The organism is Xanthomonas sp. LF02-5, from assembly GCF_034105325.1.
GTDB classification, from domain to species: Bacteria; Pseudomonadota; Gammaproteobacteria; order Xanthomonadales; family Xanthomonadaceae; genus Xanthomonas_A; species Xanthomonas_A sontii.
Genome location: NZ_JAXGGF010000009.1, coordinates 92,396 through 115,360 on the forward strand (window position 1 = coordinate 92,396; position 22,965 = coordinate 115,360).

A 22,965-nucleotide genomic window follows, 5' to 3' on the forward strand; every position below is an offset into this window, starting at 1 on the left:
TTGTCTCAGTTGATTGCAGAATCGGCTACCTCGGCCACGCGTGCGGTCGGATTCCCGACGATCCGCATGAGCTGCCCATGAATGAGGTCGGCGAGGCGCTGCATGTCCTCGCCGGAGAAATGACGCGCATCGAACTCGATGTTCATCGCCAGTTGCCCGCCGTAGACGCCGCCCTGGAATCCCATCGCCGCGCTCAGCGGCATTCGTTCGCTGGCCGAGGGCCCGATGTCTTCCTGCAGGAACCGCAGAACGCCGGCGTCGGCCACCATGCTGTTGAACTGCCCGAGGTAGTTGAAGAGCACCTGGAATGGCGCGTGCATTTCCGGATCGCACAGCGCCGGTGCGCGCTCGAGGAAGCGCAGCACGCCATAGCCGAGACCGTCATGAGGCACGGCCGCGAGCTGGGCCCGGACCGTGGCCAGGTCCTGCTGCAGGTCGCCCGCTTCGAACGCCATCAGGAAGGGATAGGACTGGGTGAACCAGCCCACGGTTTGCGACAGATCGAGTCCGGTCTCGTCGCTGTGGCGCCCGTGGCTCTCCAGCAGGATCCGGAAGCCGCCGCCGCCGCGCCAGGCAGTGAGCCCGCGGTACAGCGCCGTGAGCAGAATGGCGTTGATGTCCGCGCCTGCGTGCGCGCCGCCAGCGGCGAGCAGCGCCGCGGTGGAGACGGCATCCAGCCGCAGCGGTTGATGGCGGCGATGGCCGATGTCGGCGGCAGGCGCGTCCGGGGCGAGCACCGGCGCCAGCGACGCGGTGGCGAGCTGCCTCGCCCAATAGCCGAGCTCGCCGGCGAACCGGCCGCTGCGCGCGCAGGCCAGCAGATGGCGACCCCACGCTTGGTAGGTCGACGCGGACGGCGCCAGCCGCACGGGTTCGCCACGCAGGCACTGCTGTACGGCCTCGCCGAGATCGGCGACCAGCAGATGCCAGGACACCACGTCGAGGATGGCGTGATGGCCCAGCAGTAGCAGCCGATCGACGTCAGGGGCGCTGATGAGGACCAGCCGCAGCAGGCCGCCGTCGGCCAGCCGCAAGGCGTGCTGATGGCGGACGCAGATAGCCTTGACCGCTGCCGCGACGTCGGCCGCATTCCCCGCCACGTGTTCGACTGCCGTGGCCTGCGCGAACACCGGCGCCGCGGGCTCCAGGTACACGGCCGAGGGTGCCGGCGCATCCAGACGGAATGCCAGGCGCAGCGCATCGTGCCTGGAGAGCAGCGCGTCGTAGATGTCGCGCACAGAAGACGCGTGCAGCCCCGGTGGCAGGCCGAACAGCGAACCGCCGTTGAAGTGATCGAACACCGTCAAGCCCGCCGCCAGCTGCTCCACGATCACCTCGTGGTGGATCGGCAGCAGCGGCTGCTCGCCCGTCACCGCTGTACGCTGTTGCGTGGCGGCGGCGGAATCGCACACTGCCGCCAGGGCACGCGGGGTCGGTTGCTGCGCGAGCTGCCGCACGCTGAAGCGGATGCCGGCCTTGCCCGCCTTGGCGACGAGGCGGATCGCCAGGATGGAGTCGCCACCGAGCGCGTAGAAGTTCTCGTTCGGCCCGACGTGTTCGCGCCCCAGCACGGAGGCGAACAAGGCGCAGAGCGTCTCCTGCGCCTGGGCGGTGGCGGCTTGCCGCGTAACCGCGGCTCCGCCGCACACCGTCGCCAGCCGACGTGGCGTGGGATGCGCCGTCAGTTGCCGCACGGTGAAGACCATCCCCTCTCGCGCCGCTTTGGCGACCATGCGGATGGCCAGGATGGAGTCGCCCCCGAGCGCATAGAAGTCCTCGTCCGGCGCGACCTCCTGAACGCCCAGGACGGATGCGAACAACGTACAAAGCAGTTGCTCGGCCGGCGCGGCGACGGTGCTGCCCGCCTCCTCCGGTGCCTGCACCGGACGCGCCGCTGCCTGCAGGGCGTCGCGGTCGACCTTGCCGTTGGAGGTCATGGGCCATTGCGAGACCACAGCAAACAAGTGCGGCTGCATGAATGCCGGAAGCTGCTGCTGCAACCAGGCGCTCAAGGCCGGAACCAGATTGCGGGGGTCGACCGACGGCACCGCGCGAGCGCAGGCCACCAGGCGCTGGCGGCCGTCCGTCGCACGGGCGGCGAACACCATGGCCGCGTCGACCAGCGCGTGCCGTTGCAATGCGTTGGCGACCTCGTCGAGTTCGATGCGGTAGCCGTTGACCTTGACCTGATCGTCGAGCCGGCCGAGATACTCGAACGCGCCGTCCAGGCGCCGCCGCACCTCATCGCCGGTGCGATACAGGCGGCCACCGCGGCCGCTGAGAGTGTCGGTCACGAAGCGTGCGGCCGTGAGCGACGGATTGCCGGCATAGCCGCGCACGACGCCGTGGCCGCCGATATACAGTTCCCCGGCCACGCCGACGGGACATGGGGCCATGTCCGCGTCCAGCACCAGTCCGTGCACATTGTGCAGACACCAGCCGATATAGGGCGTGTCTCCGGCGATGCGGGCCATGCTGGCATTGACCGTGGTCTCGGTCGGCCCATAGGCGTTGAAGTGACCGCGGCCGCGCAACCCGTAGGCCGCGAGCCGTGCCCAAAGCGCGGGCGGGACTGCTTCGCCACCGACGACAAGCTGCGGCAGCACATCGTCCAGCCCCTGTTCCAGCCAGGCGGACGCCAGCGTCGGCGTGCAGTCGGCGACGGTCACGCCATGCTCCAGGATGCGGGCACGGACACTGGCGGCATCCACTTTTTCCTCGTCGGTAAGCACCACCAGGTGCCCGCCTTGCAGCAGATGGCACAGCCCCTGGACGGAGGCATCGAACGAGAACGACGCCACCTCCGCCCAGCAGCCCTGGCCGTCGAAGCCCTGGGTGCGCATGCCGGCCATCAAGTTGCGCAGGTTGCCGTACTCGACCATGACGCCCTTGGGCGTACCGGTGGAGCCGGAGGTGTAGATGACATAGGCCAGATCCGACGCGGCGTGGCGCGGCGCCTCCACGGCACTCGCCGCATACGTGGCCAGCGCTTCGGGGGCATCAATGCGGTGTTGCGCGACACCCTGAAGGTCGAGGAATTCGCTGGCGCGGTCGCACAGCAGTTGGCGCAAGCCGCTGTCTTCGACGATGAAGCGCTTGCGTTGCGCGGGATATGCCAGGTCGATCGGAACATAGGCCGCCCCGGCCTTGAAGATGCCCAGCACGGCCGCGACCAGGGCGATGCCACGCTGGGCCATCACGCCGACGGGCTGGTCCGGGCTGACGCCTTGTGCCTGCAGCAAGCGGGCGATGCGGTTCGCCTGCGCGTCGAGCGCAGCGAAGCTCACGGTCACCTCGCCGCAGCTGAGCGCCGCCCGCTCCGGCGTCGCCGCCACTGCCCGGTCGAAGCCCTGCAGCAGCGGCGACACCGGTTCGCCGGCGGTGGCGAACGGTGTGGACAGCGCGATGGGCGGCGCGATGTCCGCCACCGCCCTACCCTGTACGAGCATGCCGAGCACGCTGGAGAGATAGGACAGCATCTGCTCGACATGCGCTTGCGCGTACAGATCGCCGCGGTAGCTGCAGTTGAACATCATCGCCTCGTACACCCCGACGATGAGCGAGATGTCGAAGCTGTTGGTGCCGTGACCCTCGGTGGTTTCGACGCTCAATGCGTCGCCATGGACGTCCGCATCGGTGGCATGCTCGTTGACCGGGTAGTTCTTGAAGTCGATTAGCGTCTGGAACAGCGCGGTATCGCCGATGGCGCCGGCATATCGCTTTATCTCGCTGTATGCGAGGAAGGACTGCGCGTTGAGCTGCTGAAAGCTGCGCTGCAGCGCGTCCAGTTGCGCGCCCACCGCGCCGCGGTCCAGGCGCACACGCACCGGGATCGTGTTGATGAACTGGCCGACCATGCGGTCCACGTTGTCCACGGCCTCCGGGCGCCCGGACACCACCGCGCCGAATACGACGTCGGCGGTGCCGCAATACGCTTTCAGCACCAGAGCCCAGGCGAACTGCACCACCGTGTTGAGGGTCACGCCATGCTGGCGAGCGAACGCTCGGATGCGCCGCGTGGTATCCGCATCCACCACTTCTTGCAGCAACGCATGCCGCGGAGTATCGCTGGCCTCTGCGCGTGGCAGCTTCAGCATGCTCGGCGACGCCTGGTCCAGATGGGCCTGCCAGGACGCGACCGCCGCCGCCGCGTCCTGGCGCAGCAACCAGGCCACGTAGCTGCCATAGTCGGGCGTGGATCGCGGCGCCAGCGTGCCGCCCTGCCCCAGGCACTTCACGTTGTCGAGCAACTCGTTGAGGATCAGGGCGGTCGACCAGCCATCCATGATGCTGTGGTGGCAGGTGAACAGCAGCCGGTGGCGGTCGGCCGCCATGCGGATGACCGTCATCCTGTGCAGCATCGGCTCGCTGCCGTCGAACCCGCTGCGCATGTCGCGCTCACAGAGCGTGTCGAAACGGAATTGCTGGGTATGCTCGTCCAGACCGGTCAGATCGACGACGGCGACCTCGGCCTGCGCATTGCGGCGCACCAGTTGGTGCTGATCCTCGCCTTCGCCGACAAAGCGGGTCCGCAGCACCGCGTGCGCAGCCACCACTCCCTGCCAGGCGCGACGGAAGATCTCCGGATCGAGCGGGCCACGCAGCAGCGGATACAGCTGTACCACGTAGGCCGTGCGGTCCAACCAGTTGGCGGCCAGCATGCTGCGCTGTGCTGGGGTCGACGGATACAAGGCGTCGATCTCATCGGCCTGCTGCAGCCGTTCCAGGGTGGCGGCATCGAGAGAGGCGAGCGGAAAGTCAGCCGGTGTGCGCACCTGCCGGCGCTGCGCGCCGCAGTGGGCGAGCAACATGCGCGTGGCGGCGGCGATGTCGTCCAGCATGGCGGCCGCGGTGGCGGCGCCGAACTCGTGCTCGCTGTAATCCAGGGTCAGGCGCATTCGTCCACCGAGAACGAAGGCCGCGATCGACAGCCTGTGCATTCTGGGCGCGGTCGGCGCGCTCTCGGATCCGGCGGCTTCGTTGGCCAGGCCGAACGCGGACGTCGCCTCGCCACCGGCGTCAAGCTGCCCCAGGTAATTGAAGATCAGCTGTTCGGCGCCATGCGCCTGCTGGAGTGCGGCGTCCGCGACGAGATACTTCAGCACGCCGAATCCGATGCCGCCGCGCGGCACGGCGCGCAGATTGTCCTTAATACTGCGCAGCGTCGCGCCAGGATCGGTGGTATCGCCGCTCAGCACGTGGGGATGGATGCTGGTGAACCAGCCCAGCGTCTCCGAGAGGTCCAGTCCCGTTTCCAGGTCCTCGCGGCCGTGGCCCTCCAGCGCTACGCTGAAGGAGGTCGTGCCGGCGCGCGGCGCCAGCCCCAGGTACACGGAGGCGAGCAACAACTCGAGAGTGCGGGTGGCGTACGGCGCGTTGGCGTAGGTCAGCAGCGCGGAGGTCTCTTCGTCGGAAAGTTCGACCAGCACTTGCCGCATGCTCTGCATAGTGGGCGTGCGGTCCGGCAGGTGTTCGCGATAGTCGAAACCGGCGCCGGCGGCCTGGCCGCGCCAGTAGTCACGCTCGCCGGCAAACGCCCCTTCGGCCGCAAGGCGGCCCAGCAGTTGGCTCCAGTATTGGTAGGAAGTCCCGCCGGCGCCCAGCGCGACCTCGCTGCCGTCCAGGCACTGCTGCCAGGCGCGATCGAAATCCTCCAGCAGCACGCGCCAGGACACACCGTCCACCACCATGTGGTGCGCGATGATCAGGATCCGCGACGCTTGCGCACCGCTGAACAGCACCGTCTTGAATACCGGCCCCCGATCCAGGCGCAGGCTTGCCTGGTGGTGCTCGCCACGCGCGGCGATGAAGCGGCGACGCGCGTCGACGCCTTCCGGCAGCGGCTCGACCACCACGCTGTCGGCAACCTGGCTCGGATCGAACGCCGTCACGCGCGCGCGCCAGACCCCGCCCTCGCGGGCGAAGCGCGTGCGCAGGCCATCGTGCCGGCGCAGCAGCGCTTCCACGATCGCGGCAAGGCGCGCTGGGTCCAGCGCGTCCGGCGCTTCTAGAAGCAGGCTCTGGTTGTAGTGGTCCGCGGTCTCCGGCTGGGCGCGCACGAACCATTGCTGGATCGGCGTCAACGCGAACGGCGCGGCGCTGGTCTGCGCTCCCACCGCGTGCGCGGCAGTCGTCGCTGCCACGCGTGCCAACGCCGCCACCGTCTGATGCTCGAAGATCTGCTGCGTCGATACGCGCAGCCCGGCCTTTCTGGCGCGCGATACCAACTGAATGGCGAGAATGGAATCGCCGCCCAGAGCGAAGAAATTGTCGTCCAGGCCGACCCGCTCGCGATTCAGTAACGCGCCCAGCAGCGCGCATAGCGAGCGCTCGACCGGTGTCTGTGGTGCGCGATAGGACGTGGCCGGTTGCAGGTGCACGGGCAGCGCCGCGAGTGCCTGCCTGTCCACCTTGCCGTTGCTGGTGGTGGGCAGGCGCGGCACCAGCCGGAACGCGGCGGGGATGCTTACCGCGGACAGCCGCGCCTGGCACCAGTCGCGCAGCGAGGCTTGCAGCGCCGCTTCCTGCGCGTCGCCGAGATCGGCGACGAGGCAGGCGACCAGCAGCGGCGGTGTCGTCTGCCTGGACAGTACCACTGCGGCCTCGCGGATGCCGGGATAGGCGCACAGGCAAGCTTCGATCTCGGCCGGTTCGATGCGGTGACCACGCAGCTTGATCTGTTCGTCGTTGCGCCCCTTGAATTCCAGTTCGCCGGCGTTGTTGCGCCTGACCAGGTCGCCGGTGCGGTAGAAGCGCTGCGGCGTGCCCGCGACGTCGCGCACGACGAAGTGGCGTGCTTGCAGCGCGTCCCGGTTCAGATAGCCGCGCGCGACGCCGGCGCCGGCGATGAACAGTTCGCCCGTCGCGCCGTGCGGGACCAGGCGCTGGTCGTCCAGCACCAGCAGGCGGGTGTTCTGGATGGGGCGTCCGATTGGCACTGCGGCGGTGGCGGCCTGCAGATCGGCCATGGAGCGCACGGTGTAGACGCAGCAGCCCACGACGGTTTCGGTCGGGCCGTATTCGTTGACGAAGACGGAACCGGCCGCGAGCCGCTCCAGCAACGGGGCCAGCGTCTTGCGCAGCAACTGCTCGCCGCCGATGACCAACTGCATCGGGACCAGGCCCTGGCGCTGCTCGCCATGCTCTTCCCAATAGCGCGCCAGCAGATCCAGGTGCGCCGGCGTCAACTTGAACAGGCGGCGGACCCGGTCACCCAGCATCAGGTCGCCGAGCGTCCATGCCAAGTCCTCGTGGCGGGCAGCCACGATGCGCAGTGCGCATCCGCTGATCAAGGGCGTGAACAGCGTGGTGATGGTCGCATCGAAGGTGAGCGGCGAGCTGACTACGGCCTCCTCGATATCTTCGTTCGCATAGGTCCGCAGGCAATGACCAAGATAGTTGCAGAGTCCGGCGCGGGTAATCGCCACCCCCTTGGGTTGCCCGGTGGAGCCGGATGTATAGAGGATGTAGGCCAGGTCGTCCGGCGCCGCGGCGACGGCGGGCAAGGATGCGGCGGACGAAGCGCCGGCTGCGTCGTCGGGCTCGTCGACGTAGCAGGCCGCCACGCCGGTGGCCCGGGTGAAGTCCGGCAGGGTGGAGAGCGTCAGCAACAGCCGCAGGCCGCTGTCGCCGATGATGTGGTCGATGCTGCTCTGCGCGGCGGCGGGGTCGATGGGCACATAGCAGGCGCCAATCCGTAGGCAGGCAAGGACGGCGACCACCATCGCACTGCTCGGTGGCATGGCGATGCCGACGTTGTCCTGGGACGCGGCGCCGTGCGCGATCAGCCGTGCCGCCAGACTGTCGATTTCCGCATCAAGCCAGGCGTAGCTCCGGGACGATGCGCCGTCGACGAGTGCGACCGCGGCCGGTGTTTGGCGGGCGAACTGGGCGACCCGCAGATCCGGCAGCAGGGCATGATCGACGGCGACGCTGTCGCCCACCATGCCGCCCTCCAGCTCGGCCCGTTCGGCGGGCTTCAACCAGTCCAGCGCTGCCAGCGGGCACTCCAGCAGCTCCCCTGGCAGCGACGCCAGCAGCGCCTCCAGCTGCCCGCACAAACGCTCGACGGTGCCGGCGCTGAACAGCGCGGTGTCGTAGACCCAGCCCAACTGCAGCCCCTGCTGATCGACGGCCGCGTACAGGGTCAGGTCGTACTTAGCCTGGATCACGCCGGTGGACAGCGGCTCCACCGCAAGCACCCCGCCGCTGTCGGCGGTTCGGGACGTATTGTCCAGCGACAACATGATCTGGAACAGAGGGCTGTACGCGCTGCTGCGCGGAACCTCCAGCCGCTCGATCAACAGATCGAATGGCACGTCCTGCCACGTCTGTGCCCCCAGGTTGACCTCGCGGACGTGCCGGAAGTAGTCGGCGACCGTCTGCGACTCGTGACAGGAGACGCGCAGCACCAAGGTGTTGATGAAGTATCCGATCAGTTCGTCGAGCTGGGCGCTGCCGCGGTTGGCAACCGGGGTTCCGATCACCACGTCCGGTTCCGCGCCCTGGCGCGCCAGGACCAGCGCCAGCGCCCCGTGCAGCAGCATGAACAGGGTGACGTCCAGGCGTGCGGCCAGCGCTTCCAGCCGCGCCAACTGGGTGGCCGGAATGCGTCCGTCGACCCGCGCGCCTACGTGCCGCCTCTGCCGTGGACGCGGGTGATCCAGCGGCAGCGCGTGTTCGAGGGGGGCGCCGGCAAGCGCCTGCGTCCAGTGGCCGAGCTGTTCCTCCACCCGCTCCTGGTTCTGCCGTTGCCGCTGCCAGATGGCGTAGTCGGCGTACTGGATCGACAGCGGCAACAATCCATGCGGCACGCCCTGGGTGCGTTCGCGGTAGAACGCCACGAACTCCCTCAGCAGGATGTCCATGGACCAACCATCGAACACGATGTGGTGCAGGTTGAAGTACAGCACGCCCTCGTCCGCTGCCAGCGCCATCCAGGCCGCACGCAGCAACGGCGGTTGCGCGAGGTCGAACGGCGTGCCGGCGTCGGCGGCGATGATGCGGGCAACGGCAGCCTCGTGATCGGCGGTGACCAGTCCACGGAGATCGTGGCGGGCGATGGTGGCCTGCAGCCCCTCGTGCGACCGCTGGTGGATCTGCTCGTCGTCCTGGTGGAAGCTGCTGCGCAGCACCGCATGCCGTGCCATCACCGCGTCCAGCGCGGCCTGGGCGGCTTCGATGGAGAATGCGCCGCGCACGCGGTAGGCGGCGGGGATGCTGTACTCGGCGGTTCCCGGATGCAGCGTCTCGTTGACCCACAGGCGCTGCTGCTGCAGGGACAGCGGCACGCGCCCTTCCCGCTGCAGGCCGGGCATGATGACGTCGCGCCCGTCTTCGCGTCGCACCCCGTCAAGTTCCGTCAGCAACGCGATCAGCTCGGCCTTGGACGCCAAGATGCGTTGCCGCAGCTCGTCGCTGACCGCGCCGCGGTTGGCGCGCAACTTCAGCTTGCCGTTGCTCAGGAACAGGACCACGCCCGCTTCCCCGGCTTCGTTCAACAGGTCCATTGTCATCTCAGATCTCCTCTTCGACGATGTCTTCGTCGAGTGATTCTTCCGCTTTGGCCACCGCCAGGAAGCGCTCGATGATGCGTGCCTGCGCGGCGATGCTGCGGTGCGCGAACAGGGTTCCGACCGGCACGGCCACCTCGCATTCGGCGCGGATCCTGCTCTGCAGCCTGGCCAGCAGCAGCGAGTTGCCACCCACGGCGAAGAAGTCCTGGTCGCAGCCGAACACCGCATGCGGGAGCAGGCCCTGCCACACGCGATGCAGCCTGTGCTCCAGTTCGCTGCGCGGCGGCGACGGCAGGTCCGCGTCCTGCGCCGGAACCGGCAACGGCAACGCCGCGCGGTCCAGCTTGCCGTTGCCGGTCAACGGCAGTGCAGGCAGGAACACGATCGCGGCCGGCAGCATGTAGGCCGGAAGGCGACTGGACAGCTGCTCCTTCAGCGCGGTGACGTCGAGTTCGGCGCCCGGACGCAGCACCGCGTACAGCACCAGATCCAGACCGCCGTCGGAGACGAGCTCGCGCGCCACGACGGTGGCCTCGGCGATGTCGGCGCAGTGGCGCGCGGCAGCCTCGAGCTCGCCCGGCTCGATGCGCACGCCGCGGATCTTGAGCTGCTCGTCGTTGCGGCCAAGGAACTCCAGCACGCCGTCGTCCAGCCATCGCGCCACGTCGCCGGAGCGGTACATACGGGCCTCGGGCCTCGCGCTGAACGGATCGAGCACGAAGCGCTCGGCGGTCAGGGTCGGCTGATTGAGGTAGCCGCGGGCGACACCCGCGCCGCCGATGTAGAGCTCGCCGGCAACGCCGACCGGGACGGGTTCTCCCATGGCATCGAGCACGTAGAGCGAGGCGTTGGCGATGGGCCGGCCGATAGGCACGGTGTCGGCGTGGCCTGGCCAGTCCGTGGCGGAAAAGGCCGCACAGCCGACGACGGTCTCGGTCGGGCCGTACTCGTTGATGATGCGCGAGGCCGGCGAGACCGCGCGCCAGCGCGCCACCGTGGCGCTGGGAAGCGCTTCGCCGCCCACCACGAACAGATGTGGCGGGCAACTGTCTTCCTGCAGGCTGTGGCCAAGGACCGCCAAGTGCGCCGGCGTGAGCTTGACCAGGCAGGGAGCCGGGGCCGCCGACAGGTGTCGCTCCAGCTCCACCACCTCCTGGCCCGGCGGCAACAGGGTGAGTGCGCCGCCCACCAGCAAGGGCACGAACAGGCTGGTCACGGTCGCGTCGAAGACCAGCGGCGTAGACACCACCGCGTCGATGCGCGCGTTGCCGGCGTAATGGTCGACGGCCCAGTGCAGATAGTTCGCCAGACCACCATGCTCCACCACGACCCCCTTCGGCGTCCCGGTGGAGCCGGAGGTGTAGATGACGTACGCGGCGCTGCCCAGGGTCAGGCCCGGGACCACCGGCTCGTCCTCGGGCAGCCCGGCGATGTCCGCAGCGGCGGCGTCATCCAGCGCCAGCACCGAGCATGGCGCGTCGTGCAGCGCCTGGCCCAGCGCCGACCGCGTCAGCACCAGCAGCGGCTGACAGTCTTTCAACTGCGCGTAGAGACGCGCGGTGGGAGCACCCGGATCGAGCGGAACGTAGGCGCCTCCGGACTTCAGGACGGCCAGCACCGCCACGACCATCTCCGGTCCGCGCTCGATGCACAGGGCGACCCTGAACTCGGGCGTGACGCCGGCGGCGATCAGGCGATGGGCCAGCTGATTGGACAGCCGCTCCAGCGTCGCATAACTCAAGCGCGTGTCGCCGGCGATCACCGCGGGCGCGTCCGGCGTGGCGCGGGCCTGCGCCGCGATGGCGAGGTGGACCGGACGCAGTTGCGCGTGTTCGACCCATGCCGGGTTGAACTCCTCGACCACACGGCGGCGTTGTGTCGACGGCAGGACGTCCAGTTGCGGCAGCGATGTCGCGCCGGCGGCGTCGATATCCGTGGCGAGCCGTGCCAGGGCGCCGAAGATCTGGTGCAGATGCGCATCGAGCCGCTCGATGCTGGCGCGGTCGAAGATGCTGTGGTCGTACGTCCAGCTGATCGATGCGCCGTCAGGCGTCCAGCGGCTGTGGATCTCGATGTCGAACTTCACCCCGGTGCCTTCGAAGGGATAGGTACGCACCTGCGCGCCAGGCACTTCGAGCAGCGCCCGTTCGTCGCCGCGCTTGAGCCCGTAATCCGCATCCGCGCTCAGCATGACCTGGAACAACGGCGTGTGCTTCGGGGTCCGCTGCACCTGCAGACGATCCACCAGCAGCTCGAACGGGACGTCCTGGTTGGACTGCGCGTCGAGGTGCACCTGCCGGACCTCGGCCAGGAAGTCCGCCAGGCGCGCATGCGCGGTCGTCAGGCGCAACACCAGGGTATTGATGAAGAAGCCGATCAGGTGCTCGGTCTGCGCCTGGTGGCGATTGGCCACCGGCGTGCCGATCAGCACCTCGCCGGCATGGCTGTGACGGTCCAGCACCAAGGCCAGCGCCGCGTGCGTCAGCATGAACGGGGTCAGCTGGAAATGCTTCGCCACACGCTCCAGCGCGGCAGCCTGCGCCGCCTGCACGCGGCTGATGATGCTGCTGCCGACGTGCGCCTTAGTCTCCGGCCGGGGCCGGTCCAGGCGCAAGCCATGGACGGGCGGCGCGTCGGCCAGCTGGGTGAGCCAGTACTGCAACTGGCGCTCGAACGCATCGCTACCCATCCTTTGCCGCTGCCAGTGCGCGTAGTCCGCGTACTGGATCGAGAGCGCGGACGGCGCTGCGCCGCCCTGGGCGAGATGGCGGTAGGCGACGACGAACTCGTTGACCAGCAGATCCTGCGACCAGCCATCGCAGGCGATGTGGTGCACGTTGAACAGTAGCACGCCCTGCGCGCGTCCTTCTCCGTCGCGGCCGGTGCCGAAATAGGTCGCGCGCACCATCAGGTCCTGCGCCAGGTTGAACGGACGCGTCAGTTCCTCCTGGATCAGCCGCGCCAGGCGCGGCTCGCGTTCGCCCGGCGGCGACGCCGACAGATCGTGGCGCTGCACGTGGAATTGGTCCTGTTCGAGCACCCGTTGCACGACGCCCTCTTCGTCGGTGGCGTAGACGCTGCGCAGCACTTCATGGCGCTGGATCACCAGCCCCATCGCGCGTTCGGCGAGATCCAGATCGAGCGTTCCAGTCAGCTGGAACAGCGCCGGCATGTTGTATTCGGGGCTGCCGCCATTGAGCTGGTCGATGAACCACACCCGCTCCTGGGCGAACGACAGCGCCATCCGCGCGTCCGCCGGGCGTGGCGGAATCAGCGGGCGCTTTCCAAGGCCGCGCGCCTCGAGCACGAGCGCATAGTCGGCCAGGACCGTGTGTTCGAAGATGTCGCGGATCTGCATTTCTACCGAACACAGTTCGGAAAGCCGCGAGGTGACGCGCATCGCCTTGATGGAGTTGCCGCCACGGTCGAAGAAGTCGTCGGTGATGCCCAGCCCAGGACATTCGAGCATTTCGTTCCAGACGGCCGCGACCCGCCGCTGCGCCTCCGTCTCGAGCGGAAAGTGCACCGTCGGCAACTTCCTGCGGTCCAGCCCGTCCGCCCCGCGCAGACACTCCGCGCCGACCAGCGACCAGGCGTGCGGCACCCAGTCCTGCCCAAGCGTCGACGCGAGCTGCCGCTCCACGGCCAGTTGGCGTTGGCGCAGCGCCTGAGCGTCGAGCACCGCGTCGGCCAACAGGTGCAGCACGTGACGCGGCGCCGCGTTGCCTCCCTGCCTGATCCAGGCGAGCGGGCAGCCGGCGAAGGCGTCCTGGGCGATCGCCAGCGCCTGCCTGAGCGCATCCTCCGGTCCGTCGCCGATGCGCGTGGTGCGCGGGACCAGTCCCGCGAAGTCTAGTGCCGCGACGTCCTCCACGCCCCCATCCGCCAGTTGCCGCAATGCGGCCAGGCATGCATCGGCCAGCATCCGCACGGTGCCGGCCAGGAACAGGCGATCGGCGTACTTCCAGCTCAGCGTCAGGCCGTCGGCATCCTGCAGCGCCACGATCTCCAGGTCGTACTTGATCAGCGGCGGCTGCGCGAGCGCGGACAGCGCAACTTCGCCCAGGCGCGGCGCCGCGTCTACGGCGTTCTGCAGATTGAACACGGTCTGGAACAGCGGCGAGTGCCCCATCGATTGCTCGATGTCCAGCGACTGAAGCAGATACCCCAGCGGCAAGGCCTGCATGGACAGCGCCTGTAGCGTGCTCTCGCGGGACTGCGCCAGATATGTTGCCAGTGGTCCCTGCGCCGGGCAGCGTGTGCGCAGCGGCAGCACATTCACGAACAGCCCGACGATGCCGTGCGTCGCTTCGCGGTCACGGCCGGAAATCGGGGTCCCGATGACGACGTCGTCGCGATCGGCCCAACGCCCGATCATCAGCGCCAGGATCGCCTGCATCAGCATGAACAGGGTCATGTTGTGCTGCTTGGCGACGCTGGACAGCTGGGCCAGGTCGCCGGCGTCGAGCCGGCTATCCACCGTCGCCCCGGAGGCGACGAAAACCGGCGGGCGCGCCAGGTCGGTCGGCAGCAGCGGCTCGCTCGGCACGCCGTCCAGGGTCGCCTTCCAGTACGCCTGCTCCTGGGCGAACAGGCCCTGCGCCAATGCACGGCGCTGGCTGTAGGCATAGTCGCCGTAACTCAGCGGCAGCGGCGGCAGGCGTGGGGTTTCCCCGGCGCGCAGGGCCTCGTAGACGGCGCAGATCTCCGCGACCAGCAGCTCCTGCGACCAGCCATCGGAAGCGATGTGATGGATCGTGATCGACAGTACGTGTCGCCTCGACGAACAGATGAAACACGCCACCCGGAGAGGAAGGTCGTGGCCAAGATCGAAGCGCCTTGAGCGCTCGGTCGCAAGGCGTGCGGACAGCTCCTTGTGCTGCCCGGCATCGTTGAGCCAGCTCAGATCGATCACGTGCAACTGGAACCGTGCCGCATCCACCACGCGTTGCCCGATGCCGCCGTTCTCGCCGGGCACATACACTGTACGCAGGATCGCGTGGCGTTCGACGATGACGTCCAAGGTGCGGCGCAGCGCGTCGTGGTCCAGCGCCCCGCGCATGTCAAACGTATTGATGATGTTGTACTGGCCCTGCTCGCTGATGGTGTGGCCCAGCCACACCTGCTGCTGCTGCAGCGAAAGCGGCAGATCCCCGGCGTCGGGAGCGACATCGAGCGGCCAGCCACCGGCGTCGGTTGGGGCCGTCATTGCGCCGAGATAGGCGATGATGTCGCCCTTGTGCGCGGCGATCTCCGCGCGCAACTCGTCTGACAGCGCGCCATCGGCAGCCGTGTAGGCGAGCCTGCCTTGTTTGAGATACAGCGCGACCTGCGCCTGCAGCGCACGCTCGATGATGCCTTCCACCTTCTTCATGACTGCCCCCACAGAACGACCCCGGCGATGCCTGGGCCAGGTCCTTGCAGCAACGGCGACGCAAGGGATGCTTGACGATGAATCACCTCAGAACTCCCCTTCCTCGACGGTCTGCGTCGCACGCAGCGCATCGCGCATCGAGGACGACCGGTCGGTCACCGACAGGCCATCGAGGCGCGTGGCGATGTGCGCGACGGTCGGGTTGGCGAAGAATTCGGAGAGTGAGAAAACACGATCCGCGACATTGAAGCGGGCACGGATCTTGGCCACGAGGCGGGTCGCGATAAGTGAATCGCCACCAAGTTCGAAGAAGCTGGCGTTCGGATCGATTGGGTGGATGCCGAGCACATCCTGCCAGAGGGCGGCCACGGCCCGCTCGGTAGACGGCGACAGGCCGGCCTGCATCGCGTCCGCAGGGTCCTGCGCGTCGCCGCCGACGGACGCATCCGCGAGCGATCCCACCCAACGGGCGAAGCGCGCATCGAGGTCGGCCGTAGAATTGATCAGGCAGGGCTGGTCGCAATGGCCCATGGCCACGGCGAAGGCGCGCAGGCCTTCTTCCGGGCGCATCGCGTGGGCCGCGCCCGGCGTCGTGTCCGCGCCAAAGTTCCAACCGTCCCAGGCCACGCTGAACCAATGCTCGTGCCCCTGGTTGCGCAGGTGCTGAACGAACGCATCGGCGAAGGCGTTGGCGGCCGCATAGGCGGTGAAGCCAAGTCCGCCCAGCTCGATCGCCAGCGACGACATGACCAGGCAGAAGTCGAGGTCGCGGCCGCGCAGGACCGACTCCAGGTTCATCAGGCCGGCGACCTTGGGCGCGAAATGGACGGCGCATGCGCTCTCATCGGTCTGCGCCAGCGGCAGCAGCGCCTCGGCGACCACCCCGGCGGCGTGGATGATGCCCGCGACCGGGCCGAACGCCTGCTCGGCCGCATCCAGCGCGGCGGCAAGGGCCTGGCGCTCGCCCACATCCGCGCGCAGGAAGCGGATACTGCCGTCGGCACCGGCTGGCGCCGCGGACGCCGGCTCCCGGCGACCCAGCAGACTGACGCGCGCATCGAACTGCTGCGTCAGCCAGGTGGCCAGCACCGTTCCGATCCTGCCCGTGCCGCCGGTGATGAGGTAGTGCCCTCCGCGTCGCAGTCGCACCGGTGCTGGCGTCGGTGCGACCGCGGCGAGTGGGCGGTAATGCTTCAGCCACCGTGTATTGCCGCGCAACGCCAGTTCGGGAACGCCCTGTACGCAGGTCATCTCGCGCCACAGGCGGATGGCCATGCGCTCGCGCTGGCCGTCGTCGGCGAGCGCCGACGCGTCGAGGTCGATAAGCCGGCAGGACATCTGCGGCAACTCCTGCGCGGCCACCCGGCACAGCCCGCGCAGCGTCGCCAGCGCCGGCCGCATCCGTTCCGTGCCGGTTACGCGCAGCGCACGGTCGGTGACCACGGTCAGCCGCACCGCAAGCCGCGGATTCCGGTCATTGATCGCCTGCAGCAGGCGCAGGAGCGGATACAGTACGCGGCGCTGGTCCTGCGCGAACCGCGCCTGCTCCTCCGTCGCGGTGATGGCATGCAGCGGCCACAGGCAGACGATGGCAACGGATGGGCGCCCATCGAGATCCCGCAGCAGCGCCTCCAGCCGCGTTTCTTCCGGGAGGCTCGCGCTGCCCTCCCCGCCTTGCGCCGCGAGCAGGGTGCCGCCGTGCGCGGCGATGTGCCTGGACAATGCGTCGCCAAGGCCGGCGTCGTCGGCGAGCACCACCCAGGCATCGGCCAGCGCCGCGTCGTCCGTACCCGCATCGCCGAGGTTGGGGACCAATCGCCACTGCGGCACATAGAACCAGTCGCGCGCATCCGTCGAACGCGCGCTGACGGCGGCTTCGGCAGTCGCCAGCGGCGCGCGTGGCGCAAGCCAATAGCGCGCACGGTCGAACCGATAGGTCGGCAGCGCGATGCGCCGCGGCTGCTCCGCACCTCGCAGGCTGGCCCAGTCGATGGCCAGGCCGGCGCACCACAGCCTGCCCAGCGCTTGCTGCCAGTACCGGACATCGGACGTGGCGTCCCGCGCACCGCGCATGCAAGACAGCACGGCGGCACCTGCGGTATCGCGGTGGCGGCGCACCAGGTTGCCGAGCGCATTGCCCGGCCCCGCTTCGATGAACACCGCGCGGGCATTGCTGGCGGTGAGATGGGCGCACAGCGTCTGCACGCCTTGCTCGAACTTCACCGGCGCCAGCATGTGCGCCACCCAGTACTCCGGATCGCAGGCCTGCTCGGCCGTGATGAACGTGCCGGTGAGATTGGAAACGAACGCGTGACGTGGCGGTTGCAGCGGAATCGTCGCCAGCACCGCGCGCAATCCCTGCGCCGCCGCCTCCATCATCGGCGAATGGAAGGCATGCGAGGTCTGCAGGCGGCGGTGCGCGATGCCGGCGCCGTCCAGTGCGGCCTCGGCCTGGCCGATCGCGGCGTGGGAGCCGGACAGCACATGGCTGTCCGCGCCGTTGAGCGCGGCCAGCGCGAGCGTGCCGGACGCGACCAGATGCCGGGTGTGCTTCACTGCGGCAGCGACCGCGAGCATCGCCCCGGGCTGGCTTTGTTCCATGCACCTGGCGCGTGCGCAGATCAGGCGGACGGCGTCCTCCAGCGAGAACACCCCGGCGATGCAGGCGGCCACGTACTCGCCCAGGCTGTGCCCGAGCATGGCTTCGGGAACGACGCCGCTGCCCATCAGTTCGGCGGCGGCGGCATGGCAGACCGAGAACAGCAGCGGCTGCGCGACGCTGGTCGCGCGCAGGCGCTCCTCGTGCCCTGCCAGCATCGCGCGCAGGTCGAAGCCGGCGTGCTGGCTGACCAGGGCGCGACACGTCTCGAAGGCCTGCGTGTAGCGGGGCGCGACATCGAGCAGCTGCAGGCCCATGCCGGCGTACTGCGCGCCCTGCCCCGGGAACAGGAAGATCGCCGCGGACGCGCCCTCGACCTGCTCGCGGGCGCCACCCTGGGCGAGCCGCGCCAGGCCGGCAGCCGCGTCGTCCACAGCCTCCGCCACCACGAAGGTCCGCCACGCGTGTGCCTGGCGCCCCTCCTGCAGGGTGAAGGCGACATCGGCCAATGACGGCTCGGGATCCGCCACGAGCCGTGCGCGCAGGGCGGCGACAGCCGCGTCCAGCGCGGTCTGGGTCAGTGCCGAGAGCGGAAGCACCTGCGGGAGCGTGCTCGGCCGCGGACGTGCCGGCAGCGGCGGCGCCTGCTCGATGATCACGTGGACATTGGTGCCGCCGATGCCGAATGCGCTGATGCCGGCGCGGCGCGGCGTGCCGTCCCTTGGGAGCCAGGCCTGAACCTGCTGCGGGAACCGGAATGGCGTCCGTGCCATGTCCATCAGCGGATTGGGCCCGGCGTAGTGCAGGCAGGGCGGAAATTCGCCGTGCCGAACCACCTGCACCGCCTTGATCAACCCGGCCACGCCCGCGGCGGCATCCAAGTGGCCGATGTTGGGCTTCAAGGTGCCCAGCACGCAGCTGTCGGCGGCTGCGCCGTCGAACACCTTGCGCAGCGCCCGGTACTCGACCGGATCGCCGAGCGGGGTACCGGTCCCGTGCGTCTCCACGTACTGGATATCGCATGCTTGCAGCCCTGCATCCTGCAGCGCCGCCTGAATGACGGACACCTGTCCGTTCACGCTCGGCGCGGTATAGCCGGCCTTGTGCGCGCCGTCGTTGTTCCACGCGCTACCGACGATCACGGCCAGCACCGGGTCGCGGTCGCGCTGCGCGTCCTCTAGGCGTTTGAGCAGCACCAGGCCCGCGCCGTTGCCGCCGCGCGTGCCCTTGGCCTGCGCGTCGAATGCTCTGCAGTGCCCGTCGGGCGCTTCGATGCCGCCCTCCTGGTAGAGATAGCCGCTCGGCCCGAATTCGGAAATGCCCGCGCCACCGGCCAGCGCCATTGCGCACTCGCCGCGGCGCAGGCTCGCCACCGCCTGGTGCACGGCGACCAGCGAGGTGGAACAGGCCGTGGCGATATTGATCGCAGGGCCGGTCAGGTCCAGCTTGTAGGCGATGCGGGTGGCCAGGTAGTGATTGCTGTTGGCGTGCATCACCGCCAGGCCCAGGTCGCGGACCAGGCTCATGTTGGACAGCAGGTTGTTGGCCAGGTAGGTGCTCTCTCCGCATCCCACGAAAACGCCGCAGGATCTGGCCTGCGCGCCGTTCCCGTAGCCTGCGGACTCCAGCGCCTCCACCGCCAGTTCCATCAGCACGCGGTGCTGTGGATCGAGGATCTCCGCCTCGCGCGGCGTCATCCGGAAGTATCCGGCGTCGAAGGACTGCACATCCTCCAGCAGCGCCGCGGATGCGACGAAGGCGGGATCGGCCGCGACCGCCGCGGCGATGCCATTGGCCTGCAGTTCGGCCTGGCTGAAGGTCGCCAGGGCTTCGTGGCCTGCGCGCAGGTTCGACCACAGCGCGTCGGGATCGGCCGCGTCGGGAAATCTGCCGGCCATCGCGACGATCGCGATCGGCGCCTGCGGGTTCCGGCTGACGTGTGGGACGTGCGGCGACTCCCGCGCCGCCACCGCCGCGCTTGCCGGCTTTGGATCCAGATGCATGGCCAGCGCGGCGATCGAGGGGTGCTCGAAGAACGCGGTGATGTCCAGCGCGTGCCCGAGCCGCGACTGGATCTCCGCGCGCAACCGGACGAACAGCAGCGAGTTTGCGCCCGCATCGAGGAAGTTGTCATGAACGCCGATGGCCGCGTGACCAACCACGTCCTTCCACACGGCGACCAGCGCCGCTTCCATCTGCGAGCGCGGCATGGCCGCCTCGGCCACGCCGGGACCGAAGCGCTCCACGCGCGGCAGCGCCGCCTTGTCCACCTTGCCGTTGACGGTCAACGGCAGCTGCGTGACGCGCTCGAACAGGGCCGGCACCATGTACTCCGGCAGGCTCGCGGCCAGTTGCTGGCGCAGCCCGTGCCGCACGTCCTGCGCGTCGCCGGGATCGGTTTGCACGAACGCCACCAGCTGGCGCTGCGCGGCGTCGCCCTGCACGACCACGGCCGCCTCGCGCACCCCCGGCAGACGGCGCAGGGCCGATTCGATCTCGCCGATCTCGATGCGGTAGCCTCTGATCTTCACCTGGTCGTCCAGGCGGCGGATGAACTCGAAGTTGCCGTCGTGACGCAATCGCACCAGGTCGCCGCTGCGATAGGCGCGCGCGCCCTGTTCCACGTCGGCGAGTTGGATGAAGCGCTCGGCGCTGACCGCGGGCAGGTTGAGATAGCCTTCGGCCAGTCCAGCGCCGGTGATGTGCAACTCGCCCACCGTTCCCGGAGGCGCCAGGCGTCCGTCGTTGACCGCATACATGCCGACGTTTCCGATCGGGCGCCCAATCGCGACCGGTCCGGTCGTCGGCAGATTGCCGCTGTACTCGTCGATGGTGAACACCGAGCAGCCGACGACAGTCTCGGTCGGGCCGTATTCGTTGACGTAGGTGGCGCGCGGCAGCCAGCGCGAGCGCCACTCATGCAGCACGGCGTAATCCAGCTGTTCGCCGCCGATGACCAGAACGTGCCGGGCCATGGATGCTGCCCGTCCCGCGCACGCGTGGCCGAGCGCGGACAGGTGCGCCGGCGTGATCTTGAACAGCCACGCCTGCGCATCCTCAAACAGATGCTGCTCCAGCCCGCGGAACACGGCATCGAGGTCGCTTCCCAGCAACTTCACCCGCTGGCCGGTCAGCAGTGGGGTCAAAAGCGAGGTGATGGTGGCATCGAAGCCGATGGACGAGCTGACGACGGCGCCGCGCATGTCCTCGCGCAGATAGGTCCGTGCATGCGCAAGATAGTTGTTCAGTGCGGCGTGGCTGATGACCGCGCCCTTCGGGCGGCCGGTCGAGCCCGATGTATACAACACGTAGGCGGCGCTGTCCGCCTGCTGGTGCGCGCTGGCCGCCGTGTCGGGATGCGCCGGATGCTCCGGATGCAGCGCCACCTGATCGACTGCCACCACCTGTTGGCTTTGCGGCCAGTCCGCGTCCAAGTCGCGTCCGCCGCAGAGGACGAACTGCGTGGCGGCATCTGCCAGGATGTAGCCCACCCTGTCGCGCGGATAGGCCGGATCCACGGGGACATACGCCGCCCCGGCCTGGTGCACCGCGAGAATCGCCACCACCAAGTCGATTCCCGGCTGCAGATAGAGCGCGACACGTCCACCGGGCTCCAGTCCCCTGTGTACCAGATACCGGCAAAGCCCAGTGGCGCGGAACGCGACATCGGCGTAGCTGTACTCGCGTCCGTCGCACTCGACGGCGATGGCCTCCGGTGCTTGCGCGGCGATGGAGGAGAAACGGACATGCAGCGGCGCGCAATCCACCTCGACCACCGGCCCGCGTCCCGCGGCGCCGACGTGCGCCAAATCGATGGAGGACAGGAACGGCAACGCATTGAGGCGGGCTGCGGAATCGCCGGACAACGCCTCGAGAACGGTCTCCAAGCCGCGCTGCAGGCGCAGGATGGTGGTCTCCTCGAACAATGCGAGCGCATAGATCCAGCGCAGATGCAGGCCGTCCGGACCTTCGACCGCCGTGATCTCCAGATCGTACTTGGCGCCCAGGGTGCCGCTGGACACAAGCTCGCACCGCAAACCGTCCAGTTCGACGCCAGCGGCGCTGGCCGCCTGGAAGTCCAGCATGATCTGGAACACCGGCGCGTGGCTGGTGGAGCGCACCGGCACCAAGGCCTCAACGATGCGTTCGAACGGCACCTCCTGGTGCTCGAATGCCTCCAGCAGGACGCGTCGCGTGGCGTCCAGGAAGCCTGCGACCGTGGACGCTGGATCGACGCGGTTGCGCAGGATCAGCGGATTGACGAAGAAGCCGACCATGTCCTCCATGCCCGGTCGGGTGCGGCCGGAGGACGAGGTGCCGATGACGATGTCCGATTCGTTGCTCCAGCGCGCCAGCATCAGGGTCAGCGCGGCCTGCAGCACGCAGTAGAGCGTCGTGCCATGGTGCGATGCCACCTGCCGCGCGGCCGCGGCGATGGCCGGGGAGATCGTCTGCAGGCACTCGCGCCCTTCGTGCGACTGGATGCGCGGGCGCGGACGATCAAGGGGAAGCGCATGCACCACCGGGCTGTCGCGCAGTTGCCCGCGCCAGTAGTCCAGATGCGCCGCTTCGTTGTGCTGGTGCTCCGCCGAGGCCAGCCAACGCGCATGCGCGGCAGCACTCATGCGCAGCGGCGGCAGGATCGTGGCCTGGTCGTCGCCGGCGTTGTAGAGCGTCTGCAATTCCTTGATCAGCAGCGCGCAGGACCACCCATCGGCGGCGATGTGGTGCATGCACAGGACCAGCACGTTGTGCTGCGCGGCCACCCGGATGAGATCCGCGCGAATCAGCAGATCGCGCGACAGATCGAACGGCCTGGCGGCCAGCGTGGACGCCAGCCGGACGGCTTCGGCGGTGGCGGTGGCGGTGGCGGCGGCGTCGGCGCAGGCGTCCAGTGCATGCTGCGTCAGCTGAAGCTCGTCCGTGCAGGCGACGGCGAAAATCTCGCCGTCGCGTTCGACCACGTTGGTACGCAACGCCTCGTGCCGGCGTGCGATGCGCGACAGCGCCTGCGCCAGGCGCGGCACATGCAATTCACCGCTGAGCCGCACGATGAGCGGCACGTTGTACATCGCGCCCGCCTGGGACAGGGTCTGAGCGAGCCACAGCCTGCGCATGTTCGGGGTCAGTGCGGGCGCGGCGCCTTCAACATCGCGTTCCGCGGCAAGTGCCGCGATCAAGGCGTCGCGGTGCAGCCGGATCAGCGAAGCGATCTCGGGCGTGATGACGCCGGCGGCGGCCCGGGTCTTGAGCTTGCCGTCGTCCAGATAGGTCTCGACTCCCATCGAGGAAAACTGGCGCAGCAGATCCTTCGCTGATTGCATGTGGCTACCACTCCAGTTCTTCGTGAACCACGTTGCCCGCGGTTCGGTCGGCCTGCTTGCCCGCGGCCCGCTCCTGCCTGCCATCGATGTGACGCGCCAGATGCAAAAGGCTTTGCTGCTCGAACACATCCTTCAGTTGCAACGCGTCCGGCC

At 68.8% G+C, this 22,965-nt stretch carries 3 protein-coding genes; all 3 read right to left on the reverse strand.

From position 1 onward, the window contains the following. Window positions 1–5: 5 nt before the first annotated feature. Window positions 6–9,515: a non-ribosomal peptide synthetase gene (locus SLW52_RS19700; protein WP_320740955.1), complete on the reverse strand. Its 9,510-nt coding sequence runs from the start codon at window positions 9,513–9,515 to the stop codon at window positions 6–8. Between the two features lies 1 nt (window position 9,516). Next, window positions 9,517–14,889, reverse strand: coding sequence for a non-ribosomal peptide synthetase (locus SLW52_RS19705; protein WP_320740954.1), 5,373 nt, complete (start codon window positions 14,887–14,889; stop codon window positions 9,517–9,519). Window positions 14,890–14,976: 87 nt separating this feature from the next. After that, window positions 14,977–22,812 carry a non-ribosomal peptide synthetase/type I polyketide synthase gene (locus tag SLW52_RS19710; protein ID WP_320740953.1) on the reverse strand — a complete coding sequence of 2,612 codons (7,836 nt, stop codon included), beginning with the start codon at window positions 22,810–22,812 and terminating at the stop codon, window positions 14,977–14,979. Window positions 22,813–22,965: the final 153 nt, after the last annotated feature.